We start from the raw sequence: 25,094 nt of genomic DNA, 5'->3' as shown, positions 1-25,094 counted from the left end.
TTCTGAACGTACGCTACTTTCACAAACTTGTGAAGTTAAGGAAGCGTATAAACTCGTAGGGGACCAGCCAGCCAGGGGGAGAGGACCGGTATGACGGAGGCAGTGGACACCACCGGCACCCGTGCGACGGGCGGCACCGAGGCACCGGGCCCCGCGGGCCGCGCGCCCCGCGACGAGGAGGCCGTCTCCCGCTTCGTGGAACGTTTCGCCTCCGAGCTGGTCGAGGCCGGGATGCCGCGCATGCCCTCCCGCGTCTTCGCCGCCCTGCTCGCCTCCGACGAGGGCGTGATGACCTCCGCCGAGATCGCCGAGCAGATCCGCATCAGCCCCGCCGCCGTCTCCGGCGCGATCCGCTACCTCACCCAGGTCAACATGGTCAGCCGCGAACGCGAACCCGGCTCCCGCCGCGACCGCTACCGCGTCCACACCAACCAGTGGTACGAGGCCCTCACCAACCGCGACTCCATCCTGCGGCGCTGGGACGGCACCCTGCGCGAGGGCATCGCGACCGTCGGCCCGGACAGCAAACCGGGGCGGCGCATCGCCGAGACCCTGGAGTTCTTCGACTTCATGCAGCGCGAACTGTCCGGAATGATGGAGCGCTGGCGGGCGCACCGGGAGCGGATGTTCGGCGCCTGAGGCAGCGCGGCGTTCCGGGCGGCGGGGGGCCGCTCGTCAGCCGGTCGGCCGCCCGTTGCGCGCCGCGCGCGCCCCGGCGCTCAGGCCGGTGCCCGCTCCGCCCCCGAGCCCGCCGGGGCCGGCCCGGGCAGGGTCAGCGACCAGGCGCCCGCGAGCGCCGTCCAGGTCCGGGTGCGCACCGGGCCCGCGGTGTGCGCGTCCGCGCGGTAGCGGAAGTCCGGCCCCGAGACCGTCACCGTGCGCGCCGTCGTCCGCATCGCCTCGCCGCCCTCCTGCGCCGGATGCAGCTCGATCCGGGCCAGGCCGTCCGCCTCCGGCGCCAGCGTCATCGCCCGCACCGGCTGGTCCAGATCGACCAGGAGCACGCCGTCCGCCTCCACCCGCAGCCGCGCGGGCTCCCGTACCGGGGCCGCGGTCCGCGCCGGGCGGGCGAGCGTGCGCACCAGGGACTGGCAGGTGCGCAGCAGCGAGTGGGAGCCCCCGGCCGGTGACCCGGCGGTGTCCGGGGCGGCCCGGCCGCCGGTGAGCGGCGGGATGTGCAGATCGCCGAGGACCACCCCGTCGCTGTCGTCCACCAGCAGGTCGAGGCGGTGCTCGCCGCCGTCGAGCACCGCACGCGCCGCGGCCACCGCGCTGGTCGGCACCCCGAGGAGCCGGGTCAGCGAGAGCAGCTGGCCCACCGGGACCAGGCCCAGCGCGCACGAGCCCAGCTCCCGCTCCCGGTGCAGGACCCCGACCGCGCGCAGCAGCGCCCGGTCGTCGCCCACCACCACGGGGCGCCGGTGGCCCCTCCTGACCAGCGCCCGCGCGAACTCCTCGGGCCCCTGCGGCAGGCACACCTTGGTGTCGGCACCGGCGCCGAGCACGTCCTTCGCGATCCGCACCGACTCACCGTCGCTGCGCCGCGCGGCCGGGTCGACGACCACGAGAAGCTGGTCAAACACGGCCACCTCGGTCCTGCCTCGCATCCTCGGGTAACATCCTTGTGCAAGAGCCCCTTGCGCTGTTGCGCCAGGGGCTTCGTCTATTCCGGGGCACCGGTCCGACGGGTTGCGGCCGACGAAGGCCGCCGGCATACGCCGCGCGTATGCCCCTGACCCTGGACATGCCCCGCCCGGAAGGGGTGTACGCCTGTGCCCGCACTTGTGCTGCTCGGTGCTCAGTGGGGTGACGAAGGCAAGGGAAAGGCCACCGATCTGCTCGGCGGATCCGTGGACTACGTGGTGCGTTACCAGGGCGGCAACAACGCCGGCCACACGGTCGTCGTCGGCGACCAGACCTACGCGCTGCATCTCCTGCCTTCCGGGATCCTGTCTCCCGAATGCACGCCCGTCATCGGCAACGGCGTCGTCGTCGACCCGTCGGTCCTGCTCTCCGAGCTGAGCGGTCTGAACGAGCGCGGCGTCGACACGTCCAAGCTGCTGCTCAGCGGCAACGCGCACATCATCACGCCCTACAACGTCACCATGGACAAGGTGGCGGAACGCTTCCTCGGCAAGCGCAAGATCGGCACCACGGGACGCGGCATCGGCCCCACCTACGCGGACAAGATCAACCGCGTGGGCATCCGGGTCCAGGACCTCTACGACGAGTCGATCCTCACCCAGAAGGTGGAGGCGGCCCTCGACTTCAAGAACCAGCTCCTCGCGAAGGTCTACAACCGCCGCGCGATCGCCGTCGACCAGGTCGTGGAAGAACTCCTCGGCTACGCGGACGAGCTGGCCCCCTACGTCGCCGACACCGTCCTGGTCCTCAACGAGGCCCTGGAGGCGGACAAGGTCGTCCTCTTCGAGGGCGGCCAGGGCACCCTGCTCGACATCGACCACGGCACCTACCCCTTCGTCACCTCCTCCAACCCGACCGCGGGCGGCGCCTGCACGGGCGCGGGCGTCGGCCCGACGAAGATCAGCCGGGTCATCGGCATCCTCAAGGCGTACACCACCCGCGTCGGCTCCGGGCCCTTCCCGACCGAACTGCTCGACGAGGACGGCGAGGCGCTGCGGCGCATCGGCGGCGAGCGCGGTGTCACCACCGGCCGGGACCGCCGCTGCGGCTGGTTCGACGCGGTCATCGCCCGCTACGCGACCCGCGTCAACGGCCTGACCGACTTCTTCCTCACCAAGCTCGACGTCCTCACCGGCTGGGAGCAGATCCCGGTCTGCACCGCCTACGAGATCGACGGCCGCCGGGTCAGCGAACTCCCGTACTCCCAGACCGACTTCCACCACGCGAAGCCGGTCTACGAGATGCTGCCGGGCTGGTCGGAGGACATCACCAAGGCCAAGACCTTCACCGACCTGCCGAAGAACGCGCAGGACTACGTGAAGGCCCTGGAGGAGATGTCCGGCGCCCCGATCTCCGCGATCGGCGTGGGCCCGGGCCGGGACGAGACGATCCAGATCAACTCGTTCCTGTGACCTGGTCTCCTGTGCGTCCCGGATCTCCCGGGCGGCCCGGGAGGAGCTGAGCCGGAGCCGTGCCGGTGCGGGGGAGTTCCCGCACCGGCACGGCTCACTCGTATGAGTGAGGTCCCGGACAACCGTGGCACCGCGGTGCCCGTGCCTGCGGATACTGGCGTTCGCCTGGAAGGGGGTGCACCATGACGGTTATGGCCGAGCGCAAGTCTCAGATGCTGGTGGAGGACTTCGAGCAGATCGCCTCCACGGCTCCCGAGACCGTCACGTTGGAGTTCATCGGCGGACGGATCGAGGAGAAGCGGGTGCCGGACGGGGACCACGAGACGATCTTCATGTGGCTGCTGAGGCAGTGCATGAGGGTACGAACGGAGCTGGACCTCTACCCCAACAAGGGGCTCAAGGTCGGTGAGTACCGCAGCGGCAGGGCACGCCCGGACGGTGTCCTCGCCCCGGTGGCGCACTTCGCGGGGCAGGGCGACTGGGCGGACACCGACGGTGTGCTGATGGCCGTCGAGATCACCTCGTACGACGGGGACACCGACCGACGCGACCGGCATGAGAAGCCGAAGGCCTACGCCGCGGCGGGCATTCCGGTCTATCTCCTCGTGGACCGCGACGCCTGCGCCCTTGTCGTCCACACGAATCCCGACCCGGACCTCGGCCACTACGCCGACATCCACCGCGCCCCCTTCGGCGAGCAGGTCACCCTCCCCGACCCCGTCGGCCTCACCCTCGACACGGAGATCCTGAAGCACTACGTGCGCTGACCGGCCCGAGGCGTCCGGGGCCGCCCGGGCCGCTTGTGCCGCGTCACGTCTTCATCACGGGGCCCGTGCGGCGGTGACGCGTCCGGTCTGACGGGGTATCACCCTCTGGCGCGTTTTTTCGTCGCCGGAGGGTGACTGGGTGATTACCCTGTCAACTTCCGTTATTCGCAGGCCATTTGACGGGGGAGTTGGGTAAATGGCCACAGCACGGGAAGTACCACGCCAGTTCCCGGACGACACCGGGGCGGACATCTTCGTCCGGCAGTATCCGACAGCCGTGGCACCGGCCGACCGCGAGTACCTGGGGACCGGCCCGCCGCTGTTCCTGTTCACCGTGCCCGGCAGCGGCACCGCCTACGAGCGCCGGGTGCGCAGAGTCGTCGAGGCGCTGCGCGAACCCCTCGACGACAACGGCAAGCTCGCCCCGTACGCGGTCCTGGAGGCGGGCGCCGGCGGCGAGCTCTTCGCCGACGAGGTGGGCAGGCGGCTGGAGTTCGGGATACCGCGGTTCATGACCCCGGACCGCTTCCCGCAGTTCTCGCTGCTGCGCGATGTCGTCACCGAGATCCTGGAGAGCCGGAGCGCGGGCGGCGCGGGCGCGGGGGCGCGTGCGCTGCGGGATGCCGCGTACCGCAAGCGGGTCGAGCGGGGCGGGCTGCCCGCGCTGCTGTGGGGGCTCGGCGGCAGCGAACCGCCGGCCGCCGGGGGCCCGTACGCCTGGCTGGTGCAGGTGGTGTGGCAGCCGCTCACCCATGTGCTGCCCCGCTGGTGCTGGGCGCGCCGCACGACGCGGCAGCTGATCAGGCCCGCGCGGCTCTCGCCGTTCCGCCGCCGCCGGTGGCTCGGGGTCGAACTGGGCGCGGAACGCGGCAAGGAGAACCTCTTCCGGGTCATGGACGAGGTCGCCCAGCGGCAGGTGCCGCGGCTCGCCCTCGACCCGGGCCACCCGCAGCGCGAGGAGGCTCTGCAGGGCCTGGAGGACCTGCTGGTACGGGCGCTCCTTGAGGACCTGCGGGTGCCGCCCGCGCGCCGCTTCCTGCCCCGGCGCCGCCGCCGCACCGCCCGTCCGGTGATCCTCGCCGAACTCCCCGGGCAGGAGGAGGCCGCCCGCCCCGTGGAGCGCTTCCTCGCCGCCTTCCACCGGGCCCGGGCCGCCACGCAGCCGCCCGGGCCGCTGGTCATCGCCGTCGGGCGGCCCTCCGAGCGGCTCCTGCACCAGCTCGGCGAGCCCGCGGAGGTCAACCTCGCCCAGGCCGGACTCCAGCTGAACCAGCGCGAGGGCGCACCCGTCCTGGTGGCCCTGCGGGAGGAGCCCTTCACCCGGTTCGGGCTGCCGATCCGGCAGATCGAGCCGCGGATGTTCCGCACCAGCTGGCGGGCGATGACCTCGGCGGTGGCCGCCGTCGCCGCGCTCGCCGTGCTCGGCGGCGGGATCGGCCTGCGGCTCGCCTTCGGCACCCCCGAGGAGCACCCGTGCGTCGGCGGCGACCGCACCCTCGCCGACGCCTCGGCCGCGCAGGGGCCGCCGCGGCTGCGCGCGGAGGAGTGGTACGAGGCCGCCCTGGGGGTGATCGCCGACGAGAACCGCCGGGCCGAGGACTTCGCGAGGAACCGCGGCCGCACCGTGCGCACCGTCGTCGCCTTCGGCTCCGACCCGCCCTCCTCGGCGACCCTGACCCTCTTCGACGGGACCATCCCGGAGCTGCGCGGCATCGCCATGTGGCAGCGCAAACTCAACAACGACGCCGACTCCGACGACTCCCGGGTGCCGCTGCGGGTCGAGGTGATCCCCACCGGCGCGGGCTTCGCGCGTGCCGAGCAGGAGGCCGAGAAACTCGTCGCGGAGATCGACAGCGGGCAGCGCAAGGGCGCCCGGCAGGTCATCGGCGTCCTCGGCTACGCGCAGTCGAAGGCCGAGACCCGGGCCGCGCTGACGGTGCTCGGCGAGAAGGGCATCCCCGCGATCGGCACCACCGCGACCGCCGACGAGATGCTCGACAGCGAGACCTACCAGAGCTACTGGCCCTTCACCCCCGCCAACAGCACCGAGGCGGGCATCGAGGCCCGCTTCGCCGGGGAGCAGGACATCGTCGCCCGGCACAAGGGCGCGGGCTGCACCCCGGCCGAGCAGGCCATCGTCGTGCAGAACTCCGGCGACCTGTACAGCAGCAGCCTGGCGGAGAAGTTCGTCAAGGACTTCCCCGGCCGGGAGAAGGTCGTCAACTTCGCGCAGGACGGCCGCTTCCCGGGCGCCCCCGCCGGGACGCCGAAGGTCTCCAGCGCGCACGACCTCGCCGAGACGGTGTGCAAGGCGCTCAAGGAGCAGCCGGAGTCGATGGTCTACTGGTCGGCGCGGGCCCGCGACTTCACCGCCTTCGTCAACGCCCTGCACACCCAGGGCACCTGCATCCAGCACGACATCACCGTCCTCGGCGGCAACGAGCTGACCAACGTCGCCCTCACCGGCGCCTTCGACGACAAGCACTGGCTGCGGCTGTACTACTCCGCGCACCGGCTGCCCGAGAACGACGCGAAGGCCAGCGAGAAGACCCGGCAGTTCGTCGAGGACTACGACCGGTTCGTCAGCGACACCACCAAGGGCAGCGACCCCTGGCGCCAGGACGGGCACTCCGCCGTCGCCTACGACGCCTTCCATGTCCTGTCCCGCGCCGCCGACATCACCTACCGGGACAAGAACGCCGACCCGCGCTCGATGCTCACCGCGCTCAGCGGCGGCATCTCCTTCGACGGGGCGACCGGGTACGTGAGTTACGGCCAGGGCAGCAACGCCCCACCGCCCGACAAGACCCTGGTCCTGCTGCGGCAGACCGCCGAGGGCCCGGTGACCGTCGCGGCCTGCGGCGCCTACCAGCAGGGCCAGGAGACCGCGCGGCAGGGACCGCCCTGCTCGCCGAAGGCCTCGCAGCAGAGGTGAGGGAGCGGGATGAGCCCTCGCGGGGGCGCCGGTGAGCGGCGCCCCCGCGGACAGGGGGTACGGGGGCGCCGCGTGGTGCCGATCAGTCGTGAGGCCGGAGGAGCAGCTCGACGATCAGACCCCACAGCACCTTGGTAGACCGGTACGAGAGCACGTGTGCACCCGGCGCGCGCGGCCAACTCGCGCACTCCAGGCGGTACTTGGAGTACGCGGATGGGTTCCGTGTCCGGCTTCGGCGCCGCTCGCGACCTCGACGTCGCTGCCGTCCTTGCCCTCGGCCGTTCTTGACCTCGACGTCGGCCGTCGATGTCTACGGCTGCGCGCAGAGTCGGCGCGCCTCCGGTTCCGTGCAGGGTAGTTGGCCCTTCTCGCGGATGATCTCCTCGCCCCGGCCGCCGGGTGCCGTGACGAACTCCAGGAAGCGCGCGGCCGGTGAGTCGGCGGCGGGCGGGCCGTAGGTGTAGGCGAACTCCACGTCCCGGTAGCGGTAGCCGCTGTGCTGGAGGTTCACCAGGGAGGGCGCCCGGCCGTCGAGGGAGAGCAGGTGGGTGCCCCTGACCCCGGTGGCGGCGGCGAGTTCGCTGTAGCCGACCGCGCCCGGGTAGCTGCGCACGGCCTCAAGGACCTGGGCGGTGCTGTCCAGTTCGCAGCGCTCGGGACGCCCGCCCCCCTCGGGTTTGCCGTCGCAGCCGCCGGGCGCGTAGTCGCCGAACTCCTGCCTGCCGCCGAGCAGTCGGCGCTGGAGCACGTCCCGGGTGCCGGAGTTGGAGACCCGGCTGACCAGGGTCACCGGCTCGTCGGGGCCACCCGGCAGCTGGTTCCAGTTGGCGACCCGGCCCGCGTAGAGGTCGCGCACCTGAGCAAGCGTCAGATCGCGCAGCCCGACACGGTCGTTGACCACCAGGGCGAAGGCGGCCACGCTGAGCGAACGCCCCTGGAGCTGCGGATAGGCGCCGGTGGCCGGGCCGTCGGTGAAGACGACCGCGGCGGGCGCGCCCTCGGCGGCGCGGGCACCGGCAGTGCGCAGCTCGCGGATGCCGGTGGCGCTGCCGCCCGCCGCGACGGTGATCCGGGTCTTCGGGCACTCCTTCTCGTAGGCCTCCTTCAGCGCCTCGGCCACCGGGGCGAAGGCGGTCGAGCCGGTCAGCCTCAACTCGCCCCGCGCACACAGCGACCGCGGCTCGGCGGTGCTCTCGCCGCCGTCCGCCACGACGATCGCGGCCAGGGTGACCACACAGGCCGTCAGCAGCGAGGCGAGCACCTGCGCCGGGCGGCTGAACTGCCGCGGCTTCGCGTCCAGGCTGGTGCTGGCCGAACGGTTCTTGGAGACCGCGCCCTCCTTGAGCCCGCCGCTGACCGTGACCCGGCCGCCCTCGGCCCCGCCGGACAGCAGCACGAGCAGTTTGAAGTGGTCGCCCTTGTTCAGCGGCACCCGCGGGATGTGCAGTCTGCTGCCGTCCGGCCGCAGACCGGCCGCGTGGGTCAGGTACTCCTCGTGGCTGGAGCGCGCCTCCGGGTCGGCCTCCGCCTCGGCGTCCCGCACCGCGTCGGTGCCGGTGACCGCGCAGCCGAGCACCGTACGGCCCGCGAAGACGGCGGTCAGCCCGCGCCTGCCCTCGGTGGTGTAGTCGTCCAGGCCGATATGGCGTGAACCGTCGTTCTCGACGCGCAGCAGCACCAGCGTCCGGTCGTTGCGCTGGGCCTCGGAGTTGAAGATCCCGAGGCCCTGCGCCTGGCCGTCGGAGATCTCGATGTCCCGGATGAAGGTGTCCATCTGCACGCGGTAGCCGATGTGCCGCTGACGCGGCGAACGCTCGTACACCAGCGCGCCGAAGGTCGCCGCCACGCCCAGCAGCGCCGTACCGACCGCGATGACGTTCTCGGCCGAGAACCAGTCCACGCCTGCCCCCGTGTACGTGAACGAACCGATGGTCCGGTCACCGTAAACGCGCCGGCGCCCCGGCGCGGCCTCCCGGCACCGGCGTCGTCCGATGTTCGCCGCGGGTTCGCCGGGCGTTCGGCGAAGGGTCGGCGGCGGTACGTCGACTCTGCGCGGCGCGGTGACTCTTCGCCGGGCAAGAACTCGGCGCGCTGCGGGCTGAGTTGACGGGGCGTGGACCTTGCCGGGGTGCCGGGGGGTCTCGGCCGGTGCTGTGGGTTCCTGCCGGGTGCTGTGGGTTCCGGCCGGGTTCTCCGCGGACTCGGCTCCCGTCACCCGGCCACGGCTCCCGTCACCCGGCCACGGCTCCCGTCACCCGGGCTCGGGCCGCGTCATCCGGACTCGGCCCGCGTCACCGGGCCCTCTGGCCTTCCTCGCTCCCCCTGCGCCCGGGTCCCTCCGACTCCCTCGGACTCCCTCCTCCTCACTGGGACTTGGTGTACGTCAGCTCGTCGCCGTTGTCGTTGTTCACCCGCTTCAGGCGGCCGTCCGGGAGCAGCGTGACCGTGCTCGCCGCGCCCGGGGTGCAGGAGGACATGGGCTCCCCGACGATCACCGTGGACGGCCCGATGGACAGCGAGTCCTCCCCGGACTTCGAGGTCAGATCGGCCTGGAAGACGCAGTGGTACGTACCCGAGTCGGCGGGGCCGTCCGCGGTCAGCGAGAGCACGGTGTCGCCCGGCTCGCCCTGCTGGATGACGAGCTTGCGGGTGCTGCGGCCCTTGTCGTTGTCGATGGTGCCGTTCCAGGTGCCGAGGAAGCCGGTGGGTATGTCCCCCTCGGTGGGCGGCGGCGAACTGCTCCCCGGGTCCGTGGGCCCCTTGCCCTGCTCGGAGGGGCCCTGCGAGGGGCCGTTCTTGCTCGCGGTGGGGCTGGGGCCGCCGCTCGCCTCGTCCTTGCCGTCCGGCTTCATCAGCAGATAGACCGCGCCGCCCGCGCCCAGCGCCACCACCAGCGCCACCGCGACGAGCAGCGCCGTCGCCCGCCTGCGCGGCGCGGGCTCCGGCACCGGGGCGACACCGGGACCGTACGGCGGGGTCGGCCCGTACGGCGGGGTGCCGCCGAGCGCTGCCCCCTGCCCCGGGACGGCCGTCGGCGGGCCGTACGGGGGAGCGCCGCCGGGTATGCCCTGCGGTCCGTACCCGCCCTGTTGGGGGTATCCGTAGGCGCCCGGTGCCTGATGACCCGCGGGTCCGGCGTGCGGATAGCCGTAGGGAGCGCCGGGTGGCGGGGTGGCCGGGACCGCGGGCGGCGCCGCGGGGGGCGGGGCCGCGGCCGAGGGCGGCGGGGCCGTGTACGAGCCGGAGACCTGCGTGGGGAGGTGGTCGAGCGGGGCCGTTCCCGGGGTGCCGGGCGGCGGCGGGGTGGCCGACGCGGACTCCGCCGGTGCGGAGGCGGATGCCGGTGCCGAGGGCGAGGACGATCCCGATTCCGCCGGTTCCGAGTCGGCCGGGGCGGAGGCCGGGGGAGTCGGGGTGGACCTCGGCGGGACCTTGAGCGCGGGGAACTTGGGGGTGGGGCTCGCGGGTGTGCCGTCGGCTGCGGCTGCGGCTGCGGCTGCGGCGGGGGCGGCGCCCGGGGTGGCCTGCCCGTCCTGAGCGGGGCGCGCGGCGGGGGCGCTCGCCGCCTCGGGGTCCGGTCCCGTGCCCGCGTCCGGTCCGGTGTCCTTGCCCGTGCCCCTGCCCTCGACCTCTGCCGCCTCGGGGCCGGCGCCTGCGTTCACCGCCTGCGGGGCGGCGCCCGGGCCGGTCCGGGGTGCGCCGGAGGCGGCGGGGTCGTCGTGGCTGTCGGGGTCCTCGGTGTCCAGCAACTGGACCGCGTGGCGGCCGAGTTGGGCCACCAGTGCGCCGGGGAGCCAGGGGTCGCGGGCACGGCCGTCGGAGACCGTCTCCTCGGCTCCGGTGCGGGCGAGGATCTCCGCCAGGCTGGGGCGGGCGGCCGGGTCCTTCTGGAGGCAGTCGCGGACCAGGTCCGCGAGCGACTCCGGCACCTCGGACAGCTCGGGCGCCTCCTGCGCGATGCGGAACATCAGGGCGTGCACCCCGCTGTTGGCCGTGCCGAAGGGCAGCGCGCCGGTGGCCGCGTAGGCGAGCACCGAGCCCAGGCAGAAGACGTCGCAGGCGGCCGTGATGCTCTCCCCGCGCACCTGCTCGGGCGCCATGAAACCGGGTGAGCCGACCAGGGCGCCGGTCCGGGTGAGCCCGCCGTCGGTGACCGTCTCCAGGGCGCGCGCTATGCCGAAGTCGATGACGCGCGGGCCGTCGATCGTCACCAGGATGTTGGACGGCTTCAGGTCCCGGTGGATCAGACCCGCCCGGTGGATGTCGCCCAGCGCGTGCGCCAGACCGGCGGCCAGGATGCGCACCGAGCGCTCCGGCAGCGCCCCGTGGTCGCGCCCGACGACCTGCTGGAGCGAGGGCCCGGCGACATAGCCGGTGGCCACCCAGGGCACCGCCGCCTCGGTGTCCGCGTCCAGGACCGGCGCCGTCCACTGGGCGCCCACCCGCCGCGCGGCGTGCACCTCCTGGCGGAAGCGGTTGCGGAACTCCTCCTGCTCGGCGAGCTCTTGGCGTACCAGTTTCACCGCGACGGTCCGCCCGCGGTCGGAGCGCGCCAGGAACACCTGGCCCATGCCTCCCGCGCCGAGCCGCGCCAGCAGCCGGTACGCACCAATGCGCTGCGGATCCCCTGCCCCGAGCTTTTCCATCGCTGCGCCCGTCCTCCCCCGAAAGTGACAGGCCGAGGATAATCCGGTCCGGGCACGGGAGAGTGCCATGCGCGCCTTACGCAGCGAGACCGTGACCCGGCCCGGACCGGGTGGCCCCGACCGGCAGGGCGGCGGAGTGCGCCGTCTCGACCGGAACGGCATCCGGAGCGGCCTCGACCGCAGTGGTGGCGAGCAGGTCCGTGGGGCTCGGGCCGAGGTGCGGGCGTGGGCGCCGTGCGAGGCGGAGGCGCCGGTGGCGGTTCCGGTCGCCGGGATCCTCGCGGTCGTCGGGGTGGTGGTCACCGTGGTCATCGTGTGCTCCAGGTTCTTGGTGAATGGGGTGGTGCCGGGGCGTGGGGGCGCCGTAGGCAGGTGGGTGGTGGTGGGTGGGTCCGGTGGGATGTGGCAGGCAGTCTTGCCGAAATTCCGGAGGGCCCCCGAGTTATCCACAGGCTGACGGGACGGGCGGTCGGTGTGCACGGAATCTGTCCACAGCTTGTGCGTTGTCCACAGGCCGTGCCGGGGTGCGGGAGCGGGCTTTACGCTCGGCCCCATGACGCAACAGGTGAATCCTCAGGAAGGCGCGGCCGTGAAGGCGGCGGACCGGGCGCATGTCTTCCACTCGTGGTCCGCGCAGGACGTCATCGATCCGCTCGCCGTGGCCGGTGCGGAAGGCTCGTACTTCTGGGACTTCGAGGGCAACCGCTACCTCGACTTCACCAGCGGTCTCGTCTTCACCAACATCGGGTACCAGCATCCGAAGGTCGTCGCGGCGATACAGGAGCAGGCCGCCCAGCTCGTCACCTTCGCGCCCGCCTTCGCGGTGGCGCCGCGTTCCGAGGCGGCCCGTCTCGTCGCCGAGCGGACTCCGGGGGATCTGGACAAGATCTTCTTCACCAACGGCGGCGCGGAGGCGGTGGAGAACGCGGTCCGGCTGGCCCGGGTGCACACCGGCCGCCCGAAGGTGCTGAGCGCCTACCGCTCGTACCACGGCTCGACCTCGGCCGCGATCCATCTGACCGGTGACCCGCGCCGCTGGGCCAACGACACGGGTGCGGCGGGCGTCGTGCACTTCTGGGGGCCCTTCCTCTACCGCTCGCCCTTCTACGCGGAGAGCGAGGAGCAGGAGTGCGAGCGCGCGCTCAAGCACCTCGACGACACCATCCGCTACGAGGGACCGGCGACCATCGCCGCGATCATCCTGGAGACCATCCCGGGCGGTTCCGGGATCATGCCGCCGCCGCCCGGCTACCTCGCGGGCGTCCGGGAGCTCTGCGACAAGTACGGCATCGTCTTCATCCTCGACGAGGTGATGGCGGGCTTCGGGCGCACCGGCACCTGGTTCGCCGCCGACCTCTACGACGCCCGCCCGGACCTCATGACCTTCGCCAAGGGCGTCAACTCCGGTTACGTCCCGCTCGGCGGGGTCGCCATCAGCGCCGAGATCGCGGAGACCTTCGCCCAGCGGCCCTTCCCCGGCGGACTCACCTACTCGGGGCACCCGCTGGCCTGCGCGGCGGCGGTGGCGACGATCAACGTGATGGCCGAGGAGAAGATCGTCGAGAACGCCGCCCACCTCGGGGAGCGGGTGCTCGGCCCGGGGTTGCGCGCCCTCGCCGAGGACCACCCGAGCGTCGGCGACGTCCGGGGCACAGGCGTCTTCTGGTGCGTGGAGCTGGTCCGCGACCGGGAGACCCGCGAGCCCCTCGTGCCGTACAACGCCACCGGAGAGGCGAACGCCCCCATGGCCGCCTTCGGTGCCGCAGCCAAGAAGCACGGCCTGTGGCCCTTCCTCAACATGAACCGCACCCATGTCGTCCCGCCGTGCACCCTGACCGAGTCCGAGGCGCAAGAAGGGCTCGCGGCGCTCGACAAGGCGCTGACGGTCGCGGACGAGTTCGTCGACGGATGAGGCCCGGGACGGAAGCCCGAGGCGCAAGCAGGAAGTGGCGGTGGGAGCTGGGAGCCGCGAGCACAGGAGGCGAAGCCGGGAGCCAGGACGGGAAGTTGAGAGCGGGACAGCCGGACAGAGGGAGGTGGGAGCGGAACAGGAGGAGGTGAGAGCGGGGCCGGAGGCGGTGCGGCCGGGTGGGGCTGAGCGCGGTGCCACCGGATGGTGTGCGGGTACCCGCCCGCGCCGCGTACGGGTACGCGCCCGCGCCGCGTACGGGTGTGCGCCCGCGTCGCGCACGGGTACGCGCCCGCGCCGAGCAGGGGCATGCGCCCGCGCCGCGCACCGGGAGCGGGCGGGCCGGGGCCGGGTCCGCGGGCGCGCGGCGGGGAGCATCGGCGTGGAGCGCGTAGGGTTGCCTCTTCAGCGGTCATACCGGTGCCCGCTGGTACGGACCGGCGCCGGTGCCCCTGCCCGCCCCGCGCACCGGGGCAGGTGCCGGAGCGGCAGCCGCACCGGCCCGGCCACCACCCCGTACCGCACCAGCACGCCGCACCAGAACCTCGTACCAGCACCTCGCACGAGCACCCGCACCAGCACCTCGTACCCGCACCCGCCACCACGACCGCAGCGAGCCGACCGGGAGGACGCCAGCGATGCCCGCCTCCAGTGCCGTCACCCGCAGCACCCTGCGCCAGCAGATCGCCGAGGCGCTGCGCGACGAGGTGCTCGGCGGTCGGCTGGTGCCCGGGCAGGAGTTCACGGTCAAGGAGATCGCGGAGCAGTACGGAGTCTCCGCGACACCGGTACGGGAGGCGCTCGTCGACCTCTCCGCGCAGGGGCTGCTCGACTCGGTGCAGCACCGGGGCTTTCGGGTGCACGAGTTCTCGCTCGCGGACTTCCGGGGCATGGTCGAGGCCCGCAGCCTCATCACCGACGCGATCTTCCACGGCTACGTCGCCCGCGAGAAGCTCGCCGCCACCGCGCAGGAGGGCCTGGAGGCCCTGGGCGCGCCTCCCTCGCCGAGCGGCATCGGCGCCGAACCGGACGAGAAGACCCGGGGTGCCCTGCTCGCCTCCGTACGGCGCCGGGGCGAGGAGGCGCAGCGGGCGGCGCTGGCCGGGGACCTGAACGTCCTCATCGGCTACGACCTGCGCTTCTGGCGCGAGGTCAGCACCCTCTTCGGCAATCCGTACCTGACGGACTTCCTCGGCCGGCTCCGGTTGCTGTCCTGGGCCTGCGCGGTGCCGCTGCTGCGGCGGGCCGGTGAGCTGCGCGGCCGGCTGTGGGCGGGGCATCCGCAGCTGGTGGACGCCCTCGCCCGGCGGGACATCCAGACCGCGCAGGTGACCATCTCCCAGTACAACGCGCAGTCCCTCGCCCTGGTCGAGTCTCTCAGCGACGAGGGCACGGTCTCCGCACCGGAGGCCTGACCGGACGAAGGCCGACCGGGCTGGAGGCCCGACCCGGCCGGACCGCAACCTTGACCCGGACCGCAAGCCCGACCCGGCCGGACCGCAACCTTGACCCGGACCGCAAGCCCGACCCGGCTGGACCGGCGGCCTGACGGTGACCAGAGGCCTGACCCTGACCGCAAGCCCGACCGGACAGGCGGCCCGGGACCGGACAGGCGGCCCGACCCGGCTGGACCGGAGGCTGAGGGCGCCCGGTCTCCCGCCCCGGATTCCGCTCCGGGTGCTGCTTCCAGCCGTTCGTCCGGGAGGCGCATATCCCCGGCCCTCGGCGAGCAGGATGCGGAGTACGGCCGTCCGGCCGGAGCCGCCCCGGGACCCGGCCGCGGGCGGTACACCCGAAGCGCCGCGCGCCACACCCGCCCGAAGCCACCGGCAGTGGATCCCCCGTGGAGACAGCGAGGCGGAAGGCCGCGACGACAGATGGGCGGAAGGCCGTGAGGGCAGTGGGGCGGAGGAAAGTGCAGTGGGGGAGCCGGGGCGCCGTGCGCGCATTACGCTGCCCTGATCACCGCCCCCGACCGGCGTGACGTGAGGAGTGAGATCTTGGCCTGTGACCTGTGGCTGGTTCCGCTGGTGGACGTGCTCTGCCACAGCCCCGACAACCCCTTTGCCGAGGAACTGGCCCTCTACGACAGGTCGCTGGGCGAGGCGGGGCTGCCCCCGGTGCCCGTCTACACCTATATGCCGGGGCTCTCCGGGGACGTCGCCCCGGTCGCCGGGTTCGACTACGACGCGCTGCACTTCCTGCGCCGCGCCTATCTGCTCCAGATGTGCGGACTCGCGGTGACCCCGGTCGACGAACTCGGCGGGGACTACGAGCAGTTGCTGGAGATGTTCGAGGCCACCGCGAAGCAGTCGCATCTGGTGTGGCACTACGACCACGCGGGTTCCTACGTCCCGCTGGACTTCGCCGCCCCGCTGTCCAACGAGGAACTGCTCGCCGGTTCCGGCCCGCTCGGCTCCTCGCATGCCCTGCTGCGCGAGCTGGAGTACGTGGCCGCCGCGATCGGGATCGACCCGGCGAACCCGCCCGCGGTGCCCGAGCCGCCCGGCGCGCCGACCTCCCTGGAGGAGCGCGCCCCGGCTCCGCCGCAGGAGGACGGGCCGTTCGCCCGGGAGCGCCATGTCTGGCTCGGCCTGCACGCGGCGGCGACCCGGAGCCTGGCCCAGGGCTCGATGATCATCTTCAGCTGACCGCGGTCCCGCCGGGCCCGGCCGCGACGGTGTCCGGCCCCGGCGGCGCCCGGCCCGGCGGTCCGCCCGGCTACCGCAGTCCGTCCGGCTACAGCGGTTCCGGCGGACGCTGGCGCGGCATATTGGGGCGGGCGCCCGGTGGGAGCGGGAAGCGGCCCGCCGGGGCGCCGCCCTCGCCGCGCGGTGTGCCCGGCAGCGAGGCCTGGAGGGACAGCGGCGCGGGGCCCGAGCGGAACTCGACCATCCAGCCCGCCGTCTCGGCCCGTACCAGCTCGGTGACGTCCTCGGAGAAGCGCCGCAGCACGGTCAGGCAGCGCTCGGTGGCCTCGCTCGCGGTGCCCTCCGCGGGTCCGAGGACCTCCCGTACGCACTCCGAGGCCCAGTCGAACTGGAGCACCTGGAGGCGGCGCTGCACCGCCTGGGCGGTCGCCATGTCCCTTATCCAGCCCGAGGTCAGGCCGAAGTAGCGGTCGCAGCACACGCAGGCGACGGCGAGCAGCAGCGCCAGGAAGGCCCAGGGCGCGGCCTCGCTCGCCGAGTCCGTGAGCGCGAGCAGCGGCAGGACCGCCGCGGTCACCGCGGAGACGGCCGCCCCGGCGCGCAGGGCGCGGGCGCCGCGCCGCTTCCAGATCCGGTCGCCGAGATACCAGTCGGCGGTCTGCAGGGCGCCCTGCTCCACCCAGCGGTACAGCTCGTCGAGGCGTTCGGCGGGCTCCTCCCAGTCTCCGTGCGGAAAGCTCCGCCCCCGCAGATCGCTCCTTCCGGCCGGGCCCCCGCCCCCGCCCTCGCCCCGTTCCTGCTGGGGCGGCCCCTCGGGCTGCTTCTCCGGCTGGCTCACCCGGCACTCCCTCTGCGCTTCGCTGCGCTTCTCCTCGCGGATGTCTGCGCTTCTCCTGGCGGACTTGCCCGCGGACTTGTCTGTGGACGGCTGCGGGCACCCGCCCGGCAGCACAGCCCGAGACGCGCCCGCGCCTCCCCCGGCACCGGCCCGACCGCGCGGGCCGGGCGGGACCCGGCGGGCGCATGGGCACGCGCGTGCGACCCCCGCCACCGGACGGCTCGCGCGCAGCCCCCTTACTACCGCCCAATGGGTGGCCATGGGCCGCGTTTCGGGGGGATTGAGCCCGGAAGGGGGCTGTGATCAGGTAGAGGAGCCGGGTCCGGCTCACCCGAAAGAGTGCCGGAGCGAGCGGTGCGGCGAGCACGTAGGCTCGTGCCAAGCGGACATTCGCCCCCTGCCGTATCCGGATACGGTGTCCGCCCGCGGCGGACGGCGGCGGTGGCGGACGGCAACCGCGGCCGGTGCCGCACAGCGGCGGCCGACAAGCGCATACGCGTAGACGACGACCGCATCCGCGGACGACAACCGCACAGGACAGCGGTTCCGGCCACCCGGCCGGTGCCGAGACCCCCGAACCTCAGGAGTGAGCGCCCGTGATTCCCGGTGGTGGCCAGCCCGATATGCAGCAACTGCTCCAGCAGGCCCAGAAGATGCAGCAGGACCTCGCCGTCGCCCAGGAGGAACTGGCGGCGACCGAGGTCAAGGGCCAGGCGGGCGGCGGGCTCGTCGAGGCGACCGTGACCGGCTCCGGCGAGCTGCGGGGCCTGAGGATCGACCCGAAGGCGGTCGACCCGGAGGACACCGAGACGCTCGCCGATCTCGTGGTCGCGGCCGTGCAGGCGGCCAATGCCAACGCCGCGCAGCTCCAGCAGGAGAAGCTCGGCCCGCTCGCCCAGGGCATGGGCGGCGGCATCCCCGGCCTGCCCTTCTGAACCGGCCGGTACCGGACGGCGGCCGCAGCCGGGAAGCCGCTCGCACTTCTCACCGCTCCGGCGGCCAACTACCGTACACAGCAGCAGACCAGAGGAAGGCAGTCCGTTGTACGAAGGCGTGGTCCAGGACCTGATCGACGAACTGGGCAGGCTGCCCGGCGTGGGTCCCAAGAGCGCGCAGCGGATCGCCTTCCACATCCTGCAGGCGGAGCCCACCGACGTACGGCGCCTCGCCCACGCGCTGACCGAGGTGAAGGCGAAGGTCCGCTTCTGCGCGGTCTGCGGCAATGTGGCGCAGGAGGAGCGGTGCAACATCTGCCGCGACACCCGCCGCGATCCCGCGGTGATCTGCGTGGTCGAGGAGCCCAAGGACGTCGTCGCGATCGAGCGGACCCGTGAGTTCCGCGGCCGCTACCACGTCCTCGGCGGCGCCATCAGCCCCATCGAGGGCGTCGGCCCCGACGACCTCAGGATCCGCGAACTGCTCGCCCGGCTCGCCGACGGCACCGTCACCGAGCTGATCCTCGCCACCGATCCGAACCTCGAGGGCGAGGCCACCGCCACGTACCTCGCGCGCATGATCAAGCCCATGGGCCTCAGGGTCACCCGCCTGGCCAGCGGCCTCCCGGTGGGAGGCGATCTGGAGTACGCCGACGAGGTCACGCTGGGACGTGCCTTCGAGGGGAGAAGGTTGCTCGATGTCTGAGACCAACGACGCCATGCTGCATTCCGCCGCCCAGGACCCCGACGACTTCGCGGTCCAGATCTCCGACCAGATCGAGAGCTTCGTCGTCGCGATCACGGAGATCGCCAAGGGCGACGACCCCGGCTCGGCGCTGCCCTTCCTGCTGCTGGAGGTCTCCCAGCTGATGTTCGCGGGCGGACGCCTCGGCTTCCACCAGGACATCGTCCCCGAGGAGCGCTACGAGACCGACCCCGGGCCGGACAGCGACGTGGAGATCCTGCGCGAGCAGCTGGCCCGCCTGCTCGAACAGGTCGATGTCTACTCCGAGGTCTTCGACCCCTACGAGCCCCGCAAGGCCCGGGTCGCCGCCCGCATCTCCGACGACCTCGCCGACGCCGTCGCCGACCTGCGGCACGGCCTGGTGCACTACCACGCGGGCCGCACCACCGAGGCGCTGTGGTGGTGGCAGTTCTCGTACTTCTCCAACTGGGGCTCCACCGTCTCCGCGGTGCTGCGCGCCCTGCAGTCGCTGCTCACCCACATCCGCCTGGACCAGCCGCTCGACGAGCTGGACGGGCTCGACACCGACCAGGACCTCGGCGAGGAGGCGCTGGCGGAGGAGGCCGGGCAGGTCATGGCCCGGGAGATCGCCGGGCCGCTGGGCCTGCGGCCGGTCAAGTAGCGGCCGGGGCGCTGGGCAGCCCCAGCCCGGCCCCCGGATTTCACGGCCCGGCGCGGGCCTCACCGATCAGTGCCCGGAGGTCACCGCTCGACCCAGGCGTTGAGCGGTGAGACCCCCTCCAGGCCCGCCTGCAGCCCCTTCAGCGCCGCGCTGTGCGGGTAGTCGCGCCGCTGTACGTACACCGGGGCGACGGCGGCGAGTTCGGTGACCCGGCGGTCGAGCGCGGACCACAGCTTCCCGGCCGCCGCGAGGTCGCCGGTGGCGGTCGCCTCGTCGATGGCCTCGTCGACGGTGCCGGAGGAGAGCCGGGAGTAGTTGATGGACTGGCTCTCGCCGAGGCGGCTGTCGAAGTACGAGGGCAGGAAGGTCGAGGCCACCGGGAAGCCGCCGCCGAGCGGGAGCCGGAAGAGGTCGTAGTCGCCGTCCTTGGCCTTCTGGTAGAAGGTGCCGACCTCGTCGGTCTCCACGGTGACCTCGAACCCGGCCTTCTCCAACGCCTGTTCGACGACGGCCGTGCGCTCCTTGTCCACCTCGCTCGCCCCGAGGGTGATCCGGCGGTCGTCCTGCGAGGCCTGTGCCAGCAGAGCGCGGGCCCTGGCGGGATCGCCGTCGGCACCGGCGCCGTGCACGTCGAGCTTCCGGGCGCCGCGCACCCCCGGCGGCAGGATGCTGCGCCGGACCTCGCCCCGCTCGCCGGAGGCCTTGAGCAGGGCGGCCGCGGGCAGCGCGGTGACCACCGCCTCGCGGACCTTCTGGTCCTTCAGCCGCTCGGTGTTCAGGGTGTACGACTGCACCAGCGGCGCCGGGGCGCTGACCACCTCGGTGCCCTCGCCCCCGGCGTCGGAGGCCTTGAGCGCGCCGGTGAAGGTCATCACCGGCTCGCCGTCGCCCGCGGACCCGGTGCGCTTGAGCACCGCCGCCGCGTCCACATTCGCCTCCACGCCGAACCGGTCCGGATACGCGGTGCGCAGCGGGTCGGTGTCCGGGTCCCATTCGCGGTTGCGGACCAGTTGCAGGCCCTTGCCGCCGGTGAAGCTGCTGACCCGGTACGGGCCGGTGGACGGCTGGTCCTCCGGCTTGATCTCCGGGTCGTCGCCCTTCTCCGGGACCGGGACCCCGCCCGGCCCCGTGAGGACGACATCGAAATCCGGATGGGCCTTGGCGAGGTGGTAGACCACGGTGCGCTCGTCGGGGGTCTCGACGGCGTCCGCGGGCAGCTCGCCGGTCTCCTTGCCCTCGCCGAGCAGGAAGGTGCGCAGGGTCAGGTCGCCGAGGGTGAAGTCCGACTCCGTGCTCATGGCGCGTTCGACGGCGTACGCGAAGTCCGCCGCGCGCACCGCGGAGCCGTCGCTGTATCTGAGGCCCGGCTTCAGCCGGAAGGTCCAGGTCCGGCCGCCGTCGGAGGCGGTGCCGGGGCCCTCGGCCAGGTCGCCGACCACCTTCACGCCGCCGTCCCGCCCGGTCTTCAGGCCGGTGAGCGAGCGGTGCAGGAGGTGGCTGAGCAGGCGCTCGCCCTCCGACCAGATCTTGCCGGGGTCGGTGTGCTCCAGGAGGCCCGGCTCCAGGACGGTGACGGTGCCCCCGGCGCGGGCGCCCCGGACGGCGGGCGCCGGTCCCCGGGAGTCGGCCTCGGTGCCGGTGGCCAGGGTCTGCGTCCTGGCGAGCGGCGCCACGGCGGAGGCCGCCACGACGGGGCCGGGGGAGGGGCTGCCCTTGCCGTCGGTCTTCGTACCGTCGTCCCCGCCGCCCCCGAAGGGGTCCAGGACGGTGAGGGTGCCGGCGACGGCCGCGAGGGCGACCGCCGCGGCGGCCACGGCCCACCAGCGGCGGCGGTGCGTACCGCCGCCGGGCCCCGGCACCGGCGGCTGGGGCGGCAGCAGCGCGGAGGGCGGGCCGAACTGCCCGGGCGGGGGCGCGTAGGCGGGGCGGGGCGGGAGCAGGGGGTACGAGTCGGGGCCGGGCGCGGGGGCCGGGGCGGGCGGGGCCGTGCCGGTGCCCGCGGGGTCGCCGGAGGTGGGGACCTTCGCCGCGGAATCACTCACGGCCGGAGCCGAAGCCTGGGCCGCAGCCGGGGCCGCCGCCGCCAAGGCGGTGAAGGCGGTCTCGGCCTGGCGGGCGTCGGGGCGGCCGTCCGGCTCCTTGGCCAGCATGCGCAGCAGCAGGCGGTCCCAGTCGGCGGGCAGGCCCGCGCGGCGCAGCGAGGGAGGTCCCGGCGCCTCGTAGACGTGGCAGTGCATCAGGGCGGCGGCCGAGCCGGAGTCGAAGGGCGGGGAGCCGGTGGCCATCTCGTAGGCCATGCAGCCGAGCGCGTAGACGTCGGTGCGGCCGTCGTCGCCCTTGCCGGTGAAGCGCTCCGGCGCCATGTAGTGCAGGGTGCCGATGGGGGCGTCGGCGGAGGCGGTGAGGTAGCCGGTGACCGAGGTGGCGTCGAGGAACTTCGCGAGGCCGAAGTCCAGCATCTTCACGGTGCCCTCGGCGGTCACCATGACGTTGGCCGGTTTCACGTCCCGGTGGACGATGCCCGCCCCGTGCGCGGCGGCGAGCGCCCGGCAGACCTGCGCGCAGACCTCCGCGATCCGCCCGAGCGGCAGCGCCCCCTCCTCGGCGATCAGCTCGCGCACGGTGCGGCCGAGCAGATGCGGCATGACCAGGTACGGGGTCCCCTCGTGCACGCCGTGGTCGAAGACCGGGACGATGTACGAGCTGTCCAGCGAGGCCGCGGCCCGCGCCTCGCGCACGAACATGGCGAGCAGCCGCTCGCGCGCGGCGGCGGGGGTGCCGGGCGGCACGCTCAGCAGCTTCACCGCGACCCGCCTGCCGAGCCGGGAGTCCTCGGCCCGCCAGACCTGGCCCATGCCGCCGGCGCCGATCTCCGCCAGGAGCCGGTACCGCCCGTCCAGAACTGAGCCCCGCATCCCCGTCCCCCCTCGCCCGGGCGCTGCCCCGGCGCCCGAAGCCCCCATCCAACCAGAGGCGCCCGGCGCCGCCCTCCGCTGCCGTACTCACTCCCGTACTCATCCGGGGACCCGCCCCCGTACCCGGTCCCGGTTGTGAGCCGCCCCACTTTCCGGAGTGTTTGCTCCGCTTGTGGGCAGAGGCTTCCCGGGCGGCCGGAAGGGTCATCGCTGTGGGAAGCGCCCAGCTCCCTGTGATCATGTCGTGAGCGGGACATCTCGCGATATGAGACCAGTGGGGCGGATTCCGGCCGCCCGATAAACTGAGCCGACCGCACAAAAAGGATTGAGCGAGGAGCGCACGTGAGCCTTGTCGTGCAGAAGTACGGAGGCTCCTCCGTAGCCGATGCCGAGGGCATCAAGCGGGTCGCCAAGAGAATCGTCGAAGCCAAGCAGAACGGCCACCAGGTGGTCGTCGTGGTTTCCGCGATGGGCGACACGACGGACGAGCTGATCGATCTCGCCGGACAGGTGTCACCGATGCCTTCCGGCCGCGAGTTCGACATGCTGCTGACCGCCGGAGAGCGGATCTCCATGGCCCTGCTGGCGATGGCGATCAAGAACCTGGGCCACGAGGCCCAGTCGTTCACCGGCAGCCAGGCAGGCGTGATCACCGACTCGGTCCACAACAAAGCGCGGATCATCGATGTCACGCCGGGCCGGATCAAGACCTCCGTCGACGAGGGCAATATCGCCATCGTCGCCGGATTCCAGGGCGTCTCCCAGGACAAGAAGGACATCACCACCCTGGGACGAGGCGGCTCCGACACCACGGCGGTGGCGCTGGCGGCCGCCCTGGACGCCGACGTCTGCGAGATCTACACCGATGTCGACGGTGTCTTCACCGCCGACCCGCGCGTCGTGAAGAAGGCGCGCAAGATCGACTGGATCTCCTTCGAGGACATGCTGGAGCTCGCCAGCTCCGGCTCCAAGGTGCTGCTGCACCGCTGCGTGGAATACGCGCGCCGATACAACATCCCGATCCATGTGCGGTCCTCCTTCTCCGGACTGCAGGGCACCTGGGTCAGCAACGAACCGCGAGGGGACCGCAAGGTGGAGCAGGCCATCATCTCCGGTGTCGCCCACGACACCTCCGAGGCGAAGATCACCGTCGTCGGAGTACCGGACAAGCCGGGCGAGGCCGCCGCGATCTTCCGCGCCATCGCGGACGCCCAGGTCAACATCGACATGGTGGTGCAGAACGTCTCCGCGGCCACCACCGGCCTGACCGACATCTCCTTCACGCTGCCGAAGACCGAGGGCCGCAAGGCCGTCGACGCACTGGAGAAGACCCGCGCCCAGGTCGGGTACGAATCCCTGCGCTACGACGACCAGATCGCCAAGATCTCCCTCGTCGGCGCCGGGATGAAGACCAACCCCGGAGTCACCGCCACCTTCTTCGAGGCCCTCAGCGACGCCGGGGTCAACATCGAGCTGATCTCCACCTCCGAGATCCGCATCTCCGTCGTCACCCGCGCCGAGGACGTCAACGAGTCCGTACGCGCGGTGCACACCGCCTTCGGACTCGACTCCGACAGCGACGAGGCGGTCGTCTACGGCGGCACCGGCCGGTGACCGCCCGGGGCGCCCGCACGGGAGGCCGTACGCGATGACGGGCCGTCCGACGCTCGCGGTCGTGGGAGCGACCGGGGCCGTCGGCACCGTGATGCTCCAGATCCTGTCCCAGCACGCGGACATCTGGGGCGAGATCAGGCTTGTCGCCTCCCCGCGCTCGGCCGGCCGCAAGCTGACCGTCCGCGGGGAGGAGAGCGAAGTCCTCCCGCTTACCGAGGGCGCCCTCGACGGCGTCGACCTCGCCATGTTCGACGTGCCCGAAGAGGTCGCCGCGCACTGGGCGCCCCTCGCCGCGGAGCGCGGCACCGTCGTCGTCGACAACTCCGGCGCCTTCCGCGCCGACCCCGAGGTACCGCTCGTCGTCCCCGAGGTCAACCCGCACGCCGCCCGCACCCGGCCGCGCGGCATCCTCGCCAACCCGCACTGCACCACCCTGTCGATGATCGTCGCCGTCGGGGCGCTGCACGCCGAGTTCGGCCTGCGCGAACTGGTCGTCTCCTCCTACCAGGCCGTCTCCGAGGCCGGGCAGTCCGGCATCGACACCCTGCGCGCCCAGCTCGAACTCGTCGCGGGCAGCGCGCTCGGCACCACCCCCGGCGATGTGCGCCGCGCCGTCGGCGAGAACACCGGGCCCTTCCCCGAACCGGTCGCCCTCAACGTCGTGCCCTGGGCCGGCGCCCTCGGCGAGCAGGGCTGGACCACCGAGGAGATGCGCATCCGCGAGGAGTCCCGCCGGATCCTCTCGCTGCCGGACCTCCCGGTCACCGCCACCTGCGTCCAGGTGCCCGTGGTCACCGCCCACTCGCTCACCGTCCACGCCCGGTTCGAGAACGAGGTCACCGTCGACCGGGCCCGCGAGATCCTCGCCACCGCGCCCGGAGTGGTCCTCTTCGACAACCCCGAGGCGGGGGAGTTCCCCACCCCGGCCGATGTCGTCGGCACCGACCCCACCTGGGTCGGCCGCGTGCGCCGCTCCCTCGACGACCCCACCGCCCTCGAACTCTTCGTCTGCGGCGACAACCTCCGCAAGGGCGGCGCCCTCAACACCACCCAGATCGCCGAACTCGTGGCCGCGGAGTTGACGGGCTGACGCGCCGAAGAGGCGAGCATCCCGCCCCGGGCCGCCCCGTTTCCGTACCGCCCGCTTTGTGTGCGTACCGTGCAGGAACCGGTACGTGGTGGACTGTTCACATCCGGGGGCCGGAAGATCCCTGGCGCCGCCCGGAATTGTTTATAGGATCTACGGACTGACCATGGGCGGCGCAGGGGTGGGCCGCCCACCCGCGAACAGTGGCGCGGCCGGTGAACCGGCTCGCAGGCGCCCGGGAATTCGCTCCCCGCCCGTGCAACCGCACACCCGGCGCGGAGCGTCTTCGCGGTCACCCCCCATTGGCACCAGGGGCGCAGCACACATCCGCGGACGACGGGGCACAGGGGAAGAGCTGGTACCGATGACAGCAT

Annotated in this window: 17 protein-coding genes; 12 read left to right on the top strand and 5 right to left on the bottom strand. The window is 73.0% G+C overall.

The genetic code is table 11. The annotated features are described in order from the left end of the window. Positions 1 to 90: 90 nt before the first annotated feature. Positions 91 to 639, top strand: a complete 549-nt coding sequence (locus MID12_RS13600) for a GbsR/MarR family transcriptional regulator (RefSeq protein ID WP_040250369.1) — start codon at positions 91 to 93, stop codon at positions 637 to 639. Positions 640 to 719: 80 nt separating this feature from the next. On the opposite strand, the gene MID12_RS13595 is transcribed toward MID12_RS13600, so the two are convergent. Beyond that, positions 720 to 1,607, bottom strand: a complete 888-nt coding sequence (locus MID12_RS13595; protein ID WP_263167329.1) for a diacylglycerol kinase — start codon at positions 1,605 to 1,607, stop codon at positions 720 to 722. A gap of 165 nt (positions 1,608 to 1,772) precedes the next feature. On the opposite strand from MID12_RS13595, the gene MID12_RS13590 reads away from it, so the two are divergent. The 3 genes from MID12_RS13590 to MID12_RS13580 all read left to right on the top strand — a co-directional run bounded on the left by MID12_RS13590 (position 1,773) and on the right by MID12_RS13580 (position 6,758). After that, on the top strand, positions 1,773 to 3,056 hold the full coding sequence (locus tag MID12_RS13590) for an adenylosuccinate synthase (protein ID WP_040250357.1): 1,284 nt from the start codon (positions 1,773 to 1,775) through the stop codon (positions 3,054 to 3,056). Between the two features lie 182 nt (positions 3,057 to 3,238). Further along, positions 3,239 to 3,823 carry a Uma2 family endonuclease gene (locus MID12_RS13585; RefSeq protein ID WP_263167327.1) on the top strand — a complete coding sequence of 195 codons (585 nt, stop codon included), beginning with the start codon at positions 3,239 to 3,241 and terminating at the stop codon, positions 3,821 to 3,823. 196 nt (positions 3,824 to 4,019) lie between these two features. Beyond that, a complete protein-coding gene (locus tag MID12_RS13580; protein ID WP_063778649.1) occupies positions 4,020 to 6,758 on the top strand; it encodes a hypothetical protein in 2,739 nt (912 codons plus the stop codon). Positions 6,759 to 7,068: 310 nt separating this feature from the next. Here the strand turns inward: MID12_RS13580 and MID12_RS13575 are convergent, their stop codons facing one another. Together MID12_RS13575 and MID12_RS13570 are read right to left on the bottom strand one after the other, a co-directional pair. Next, positions 7,069 to 8,658, bottom strand: coding sequence for a PstS family phosphate ABC transporter substrate-binding protein (locus MID12_RS13575; protein ID WP_040250352.1), 1,590 nt, complete (start codon positions 8,656 to 8,658; stop codon positions 7,069 to 7,071). A gap of 463 nt (positions 8,659 to 9,121) precedes the next feature. Beyond that, the gene (locus MID12_RS13570) at positions 9,122 to 11,404 is read right to left on the bottom strand and encodes a serine/threonine-protein kinase (RefSeq protein ID WP_263167320.1); all 2,283 of its coding nucleotides are present in this window, start codon (positions 11,402 to 11,404) and stop codon (positions 9,122 to 9,124) included. Positions 11,405 to 11,957: 553 nt separating this feature from the next. Between MID12_RS13570 and MID12_RS13565 the strand changes: the two genes are divergently transcribed. The 3 genes from MID12_RS13565 (at position 11,958) to MID12_RS13555 (ending at position 15,964) form a co-directional block, all read left to right on the top strand. Next, positions 11,958 to 13,316 carry an aspartate aminotransferase family protein gene (locus MID12_RS13565; protein WP_263167318.1) on the top strand — a complete coding sequence of 453 codons (1,359 nt, stop codon included), beginning with the start codon at positions 11,958 to 11,960 and terminating at the stop codon, positions 13,314 to 13,316. A 635-nt stretch (positions 13,317 to 13,951) separates the two neighbouring features. Continuing rightward, entirely contained in the window at positions 13,952 to 14,728 is a 777-nt protein-coding gene (locus MID12_RS13560; protein ID WP_263167315.1) for a GntR family transcriptional regulator, read from the top strand. Positions 14,729 to 15,313: 585 nt separating this feature from the next. Continuing rightward, positions 15,314 to 15,964, top strand: coding sequence for a hypothetical protein (locus tag MID12_RS13555; RefSeq protein ID WP_040250336.1), 651 nt, complete (start codon positions 15,314 to 15,316; stop codon positions 15,962 to 15,964). A gap of 88 nt (positions 15,965 to 16,052) precedes the next feature. Here the strand turns inward: MID12_RS13555 and MID12_RS13550 are convergent, their stop codons facing one another. Then, a complete protein-coding gene (locus MID12_RS13550) occupies positions 16,053 to 16,802 on the bottom strand; it encodes an SLATT domain-containing protein (protein WP_040250334.1) in 750 nt (249 codons plus the stop codon). Between the two features lie 596 nt (positions 16,803 to 17,398). Between MID12_RS13550 and MID12_RS13545 the strand changes: the two genes are divergently transcribed. The 3 genes from MID12_RS13545 (at position 17,399) to MID12_RS13535 (ending at position 19,104) form a co-directional block, all read left to right on the top strand. After that, positions 17,399 to 17,737 (top strand): YbaB/EbfC family nucleoid-associated protein, encoded by a 339-nt coding sequence (locus MID12_RS13545; RefSeq protein ID WP_078844954.1) that lies wholly within the window; start codon positions 17,399 to 17,401, stop codon positions 17,735 to 17,737. Between the two features lie 106 nt (positions 17,738 to 17,843). Further along, complete coding sequence (recR, locus tag MID12_RS13540; protein WP_040250330.1) at positions 17,844 to 18,443, top strand: recombination mediator RecR; 600 nt, start codon at positions 17,844 to 17,846, stop codon at positions 18,441 to 18,443. Then, positions 18,436 to 19,104, top strand: coding sequence for a DUF5063 domain-containing protein (locus MID12_RS13535; RefSeq protein WP_040250327.1), 669 nt, complete (start codon positions 18,436 to 18,438; stop codon positions 19,102 to 19,104). The genes recR and MID12_RS13535 overlap by 8 nt, the downstream gene beginning before the upstream one ends. A gap of 80 nt (positions 19,105 to 19,184) precedes the next feature. Here MID12_RS13535 and MID12_RS13530 read toward each other — a convergent pair whose 3' ends face one another. Further along, the gene (locus MID12_RS13530) at positions 19,185 to 22,019 is read right to left on the bottom strand and encodes an ABC transporter substrate-binding protein (RefSeq protein ID WP_263167308.1); all 2,835 of its coding nucleotides are present in this window, start codon (positions 22,017 to 22,019) and stop codon (positions 19,185 to 19,187) included. Between the two features lie 342 nt (positions 22,020 to 22,361). Between MID12_RS13530 and MID12_RS13525 the strand changes: the two genes are divergently transcribed. Both MID12_RS13525 and MID12_RS13520 read left to right on the top strand, forming a co-directional pair. Continuing rightward, entirely contained in the window at positions 22,362 to 23,633 is a 1,272-nt protein-coding gene (locus MID12_RS13525) for an aspartate kinase (RefSeq protein ID WP_040250323.1), read from the top strand. Between the two features lie 34 nt (positions 23,634 to 23,667). After that, the gene (locus tag MID12_RS13520) at positions 23,668 to 24,723 is read left to right on the top strand and encodes an aspartate-semialdehyde dehydrogenase (protein WP_040250320.1); all 1,056 of its coding nucleotides are present in this window, start codon (positions 23,668 to 23,670) and stop codon (positions 24,721 to 24,723) included. Positions 24,724 to 25,094 lie beyond the last annotated feature (371 nt).

It is taken from the genome of Streptomyces sp. SCSIO ZS0520 (assembly GCF_025643355.1).
Lineage (GTDB): Bacteria > Actinomycetota > Actinomycetes > Streptomycetales > Streptomycetaceae > Streptomyces > Streptomyces physcomitrii.
The sequence above is the reverse complement of the archived record's forward strand: the minus strand, read 5'-3'. Positions and strand labels throughout refer to the sequence as shown.

What these genes read in the sequence shown, in the direction of transcription:
- MID12_RS13580 (WP_063778649.1), top strand. Translation starts at nt 4,020, where the DNA reads ATGGCCACAGCACGGGAAGTACCACGCCAGTTCCCGGACGACACCGGG.
- MID12_RS13570 (WP_263167320.1), bottom strand. Translation starts at nt 11,404, where the DNA reads ATGGAAAAGCTCGGGGCAGGGGATCCGCAGCGCATTGGTGCGTACCGG.
- MID12_RS13560 (WP_263167315.1), top strand. Translation starts at nt 13,952, where the DNA reads ATGCCCGCCTCCAGTGCCGTCACCCGCAGCACCCTGCGCCAGCAGATC.
- MID12_RS13565 (WP_263167318.1), top strand. Translation starts at nt 11,958, where the DNA reads ATGACGCAACAGGTGAATCCTCAGGAAGGCGCGGCCGTGAAGGCGGCG.
- MID12_RS13535 (WP_040250327.1), top strand. Translation starts at nt 18,436, where the DNA reads ATGTCTGAGACCAACGACGCCATGCTGCATTCCGCCGCCCAGGACCCC.
- MID12_RS13600 (WP_040250369.1), top strand. Translation starts at nt 91, where the DNA reads ATGACGGAGGCAGTGGACACCACCGGCACCCGTGCGACGGGCGGCACC.
- MID12_RS13595 (WP_263167329.1), bottom strand. Translation starts at nt 1,607, where the DNA reads ATGCGAGGCAGGACCGAGGTGGCCGTGTTTGACCAGCTTCTCGTGGTC.
- MID12_RS13585 (WP_263167327.1), top strand. Translation starts at nt 3,239, where the DNA reads ATGACGGTTATGGCCGAGCGCAAGTCTCAGATGCTGGTGGAGGACTTC.
- MID12_RS13530 (WP_263167308.1), bottom strand. Translation starts at nt 22,019, where the DNA reads ATGCGGGGCTCAGTTCTGGACGGGCGGTACCGGCTCCTGGCGGAGATC.
- MID12_RS13520 (WP_040250320.1), top strand. Translation starts at nt 23,668, where the DNA reads ATGACGGGCCGTCCGACGCTCGCGGTCGTGGGAGCGACCGGGGCCGTC.